This is a genomic window from Bacillus sp. CDB3, from assembly GCF_002081505.1.
In the GTDB taxonomy this organism is placed as follows: Bacteria; Bacillota; Bacilli; order Bacillales; family Bacillaceae_G; genus Bacillus_A; species Bacillus_A cereus_AT.
The window spans coordinates 1-4822 of the sequence record NZ_ALBR01000129.1 but is presented as its reverse complement, the minus strand read 5'-3'; the positions used below and the strand labels follow the sequence as shown (position 1 = coordinate 4822).

The window sequence follows — 4822 nt, the reverse complement described above, 5'->3', positions numbered from 1 at the left end:
CGCTCTTTCTATGCAAGCTAGATTCTCTTTATACACCTTATATATACACTGTATATATAAGGTGTATAACCGATTAATTTAAAAATAGTGTTAACATGAAGTTAATCCGAAAGAGACACAGTGTTTATTTATAAGGGATTACTTATACGTCTTGTATATAAATCTTATAAATACAACTTATAGGTTATTTATAAGATTTATAGTTTGCGATTTTATTAAAAAATATATATTGCACTACAAATTATAAATTGAAATGTACTTGTATATAATAACTTTAGTGTTTAATAGTATGTGTGATGTTAATTATATGAAACCTATAATTAATATGTTAGTTGCACGTCTTTCATGTGCGTCTTATATAAAAACGCTTTTATATCAATGATATGGTTATCTATCATCCTTATACACTTTATATATAAGTTCTATATATGATGACTTGATATACGCTTTATAATAATGTAATATACTTGTAGGAATAATTAACCAATGTTTTAAGGGGAGGACAACTTGAACGAGGTATTAAGTGAAAAATATAAACAGAATAAATTTACAGATGAAGTAGTGAGTATGTTCTCAGACATTCTTGAAGAAGATGAAATACTTTACAGTGTATTTCATTACATAGGATCCGAAGTAAATAAACAATATCAAGAAACAAAATATATGAGGGGTATCTCAATAAATGAGATTGTAGATAACGTTGTAATTGATAGGAGAGTTAAGAAATTAAAGGGGAAATCATACTCATTAGAGATTGAACGGACCAATATTTCACGAAGATCAGCCGAAGTAAGTGTAAGTACTTTAGCATCAATGTCATTAATAACTGAAAAGATAATGCACCCTTATAAATTTTTAATCTCCACAATAAGAGGACAGCAAGTGTTAATTGAATTAGGAAAACGTAGACAAAAAAATAAGTAGGAAAAAGGTGAGAGAATATAATGGCAAAAAACTTTCTGAAAAACGAAGTAGCGGTAAAAATGACGATGGTTGGCTTTGGTCAAGCAGGAACTAGAATGGCAGATAAATTTGCTGAATATAAACATACAGACGGAACAGCGGTATACAATTGTCTGGCTTTAAATAGTAACGATGGTGATTTAGCTGAATTAAAGAATGTGCCAAAAAGTAACCAGGTATCACTTAAATTGGGTGGATTAGGAAAGAATCCAGAACGTGCTGTTAAAGTATTGGATTCAAATGACGAAGCGAAAGAAAAGTTAAAGGAATTTATAACTGAGCGAGTAAGACCAGCTGATGAATTAGTTCTGTTTTTTGCAGGATTAGGTGGTGGAACTGGTACTTCTACAATTATTAAAGCGATTGAAGAATTTTCAGCTTTTCATAATAAACCGATTATTGGTCAAGAACTAAAAAAAATTGCCCAACAAGTCCCAAGAGAAGAATTACTCTCCAACCAGCAAAAGTATGCGAAAATCGCATTTAGTAATGCAATTGAACGTAAAGACTTTATTAAAATGGGTATTGTAGTAACACTTCCAGTAAGAGCTGATGGACCTGATGTACTGAGACAAGTAAACAAATTCTCCCAAGAGATTTGGAAGTTAGCTAACGAACCAGCAAAAGGTGTTGCATTCGTTGTATTTGCAGATAACCAGCATTTCTATGATGAGTTTAAGGGATTAAACGAAAATGAGAAAAAAGGTATTGCGAATTCACGAGATTATGCAAACCAGCGTATTGGAGAAATTATTCATGAATTGAATACAGCTTCGAACGGCGCAGGAACATCGGTTATTTTAGATTCTCAAGACTTTAAACGAATCTTATTAGAAAAAACAGGATGTCTTGTTATTAATAAAGTTTCTCGTAATATGAATCAGATTGAAAATAGTAAAGAAATTGTAGATATGTTCTCAGAATCATTAAAAGGAAGCTCTTTCCATCATCCTATAGAGTTAATGAAAAAGAACGATAATGGTGGACTAGAGGCGTCAAGAGTACACCACTTTGGAATGTTAGCAATTTTAGATGAACAAAAAAATATTGGTGATTCATTTATGGATGACGCAAAAGTTGAAGTCACAAATAAGCTACCAATCAACGGGACGATATTTAACGGTTATCTAGTGAGTAAAAATGATTTTATGGGTAGTGTGTACACATTCTATAAAACTGATGCATTACCATCTCGATTGTCTAAAGGTCTAGTTGAGGAATTTAATGAATTTAAAGAGAAGCAAAGTCAAATTCAATATAAAAAATCACAAATTAGTACTATCGAAGCACAAGATCAAGATGATGATTTCAGTATTAACTTCGGTGATTACATTGATATGGGGTATGATGCTGAAAAAACAACAGTTGATACCGAAAAAGATGAGGAATTGGCTGCATTTATGGATCCTGATAAAATGTTTGGTGCAAATTAAAAAGAAGACTGGGTAAATTCCCAGTCTTCTTTTCTATTCTTCTGTCATAGTAGTCTTCATGTATTCTATAATGTTTTCATCAAGATAATTTTCTATAAAAAGTTGTTTTTTAGCAAAATCTTCTTCTTTTTTAAACCAACCAACTTTTTTTACGCGCACTTCCTCAGGTTGTTCACTCCAAAGTCGTTCTGCCCTTTTCCTTAACTCCCTACGTGCCCTATGCTCAATTATCATATTATCAAGTCTTTCTTGTCTGTTGCGTTCTTTAATTGCCTTTGGATTCTCCGGCTGTGGTAATGCGTTTAAAATACTTTCAAGCTTTTCCTTATACTGTGTTTCAATGGTTTGTAAATACACCTGCAGTTTTTGGTCTACTAGCTTTTCAATTGTTGCTGCCGTTTCTTGTAAGTTTAAATGAGATGACATTTCACTAGATTGGTTCTCTGGAGGTACTGGCCTTAACTCAAACTGATGTGGCAACAGCTCTATAATCGCGTCTAGTGACCATTTTCCATCCCTTTTCTGTTTTATAAACAAGGCTATCTCTAAATCCAATGTGTTGTAAAGTTTTTCATTTGTATTATTAGTTCTAAGAGTTCCGTGCAATCCTTTCTCTTCTAATGTATTGAACCAATTATAAACAGTATTATGGTGACGTCCTACTAACTTAGAAAACTCTGTTATTCGCCATGCTTTTTCAAAGGCATCTTCGTGCATTGGGTTTTCACCACTTGAAGTTGTGTGCTCTGCATGATTTTCTTTCTCAAACAAAGTGTTACCTCCTTAATATTGTGCGATTCTAATAGAAATTCAAATTGACATATAAAGTGAAATTGACATATAACATGTTTTTCGGTGATATTAATCCAATCACCTTCTTTTAATAACATCAACTTGAAATATATCGTTCATATGTAAAGTTATATATATCCACAAGACATTGCTATTAATAAATACATGTTATTCATATCAGTAATGAGGGTGTTGCAAAACTCATAAATATTCAAAAATGAATGCATAAAGAAATCCGTTTTCCTGGAAAAAGGATAGTATCCCAAACTATCACTGGAAAGGACGAATTTACTAGTATGATAACCAATTTTGATCAGAATCAATCCATTTTACAAATTTTATTTGCCTACGTAGATAGTTTAACCATTGGAGGCGTTCCGCCTATTACAGGCCGTCCACCCATCTGTAGAAAAGCTTTACTCAAATTTTTTTTGTAAAAACGGTATTCCAAATCAATCCATTCCGCAAGTTAACCCGTTTTTTGCATCAATATCCTTCATTTCGTGTATCTTGTGGTCTCTCCTTTGTTCCTCATATATCCACTTTTTCACGTGTAGGTACTTGGTTTCGCAACGAAGGTATTCCGTTGATTCATAAACAAACTCTTCAAGAAATGAATTTAGGATTGATTCCGTGCGTTTTAATTGAAAGCACTGCCTTACGGAGTAGTTTATATGATTTTCAAGCAAAATGGCTCCTGTATTGCTTCGAGATATACAAAACCAAAATGTGTTATTTTCCGTTGCAGATGCTGCTTATGATAGTCAGCACATTTATGAAATTGCAGGAACATGTGATATTTTTGCAGTAAATCCAATTAACCCACTTAATGGTGAATAAATCAAAAGTACACATCGTCGTGTATTATCTCATTTTGCACAAACCATCTTTGGCAAACAGTTGACGAAAGAGCGTGGAAAAATTGAACAACAGTTTAGTAACCTTAAAGATAAAGGTCTGGAACAGCAACGTTGGTATGGTCAAAACCGCTACCTACTACATGTTCAGCTAGTTTTTCTGATTCATAACATTGCATGTTTATTTTAGTTTTGCAACACCCTCAGTAATGTTTTGTTAACCCAAAATAAACCGATGTCAATATTATGTGGAGTTTCTTTGATGGTTTCTTGTTAACATTCTAGCGGAGTATTGCTATGAGATTGACATTTTGTTCACATATTATTAATGATAAGGAAATATGAGTGATTTGTAAATAAATTATGAAGATATAGCATTTATCTTTCGAAAACAAAAATGAAATTAATGTATAAATAAAATGAAAATCCATACTATAATTATAGTAGTTTAGGATTCTTGCTTGTTAATTGATGATATAAAGCCATGTAAGTTAAAAGACTGTAAAGGTTCTTCTGCATTGAATCCAAATTAACTATAATGGTCTTCATGAACAATGTTTGCGGGCTTTCTCTGGCCGTTGGACCTAATGGTTACTTAACATTCAAGATTACTTTAACAAGATTTCCGAAAAAAACTCTCACTTCTAAATGCGCAGGGCGTAGCCCAATAAAAGTAGGAGATGAATTTTCGGTTGGCTTACGCCAAAGTGTTTTATAATTATCTAACTATTTAATATGATTATCTCATACAGATTGTTCTTTGAAAACTGAAGATAT

The 4822-nt window shown here is 32.4% G+C and carries 3 protein-coding genes and 1 pseudogene; 3 read left to right on the top strand and 1 reads right to left on the bottom strand.

Translation table 11 applies throughout. The features are described 5' to 3' along the window. Positions 1 to 507: 507 nt before the first annotated feature. On the top strand, positions 508 to 924 hold the full coding sequence (locus tag CDB3_RS30540) for a hypothetical protein (protein WP_128857072.1): 417 nt from the start codon (positions 508 to 510) through the stop codon (positions 922 to 924). 20 nt (positions 925 to 944) lie between these two features. Then, positions 945 to 2396 (top strand): FtsZ/tubulin family protein, encoded by a 1452-nt coding sequence (locus tag CDB3_RS30535; RefSeq protein ID WP_128857071.1) that lies wholly within the window; start codon positions 945 to 947, stop codon positions 2394 to 2396. 33 nt (positions 2397 to 2429) lie between these two features. Here the strand turns inward: CDB3_RS30535 and CDB3_RS30530 are convergent, their stop codons facing one another. After that, on the bottom strand, positions 2430 to 3113 hold the full coding sequence (locus tag CDB3_RS30530) for a terminase gpP N-terminus-related DNA-binding protein (RefSeq protein WP_128857073.1): 684 nt from the start codon (positions 3111 to 3113) through the stop codon (positions 2430 to 2432). A 371-nt stretch (positions 3114 to 3484) separates the two neighbouring features. Here CDB3_RS30530 and CDB3_RS30525 point away from each other — a divergent pair. After that, positions 3485 to 4235: pseudogene (locus tag CDB3_RS30525) on the top strand (transposase). The last annotated feature ends 587 nt before the right edge of the window (positions 4236 to 4822 follow it).

Bases quoted from the DNA above. Each gene is read 5' to 3' on its own strand.
- CDB3_RS30535 (WP_128857071.1), top strand. From the start codon at position 945: ATGGCAAAAAACTTTCTGAAAAACGAAGTAGCGGTAAAAATGACGATG.
- CDB3_RS30530 (WP_128857073.1), bottom strand. From the start codon at position 3,113: ATGCACGAAGATGCCTTTGAAAAAGCATGGCGAATAACAGAGTTTTCT.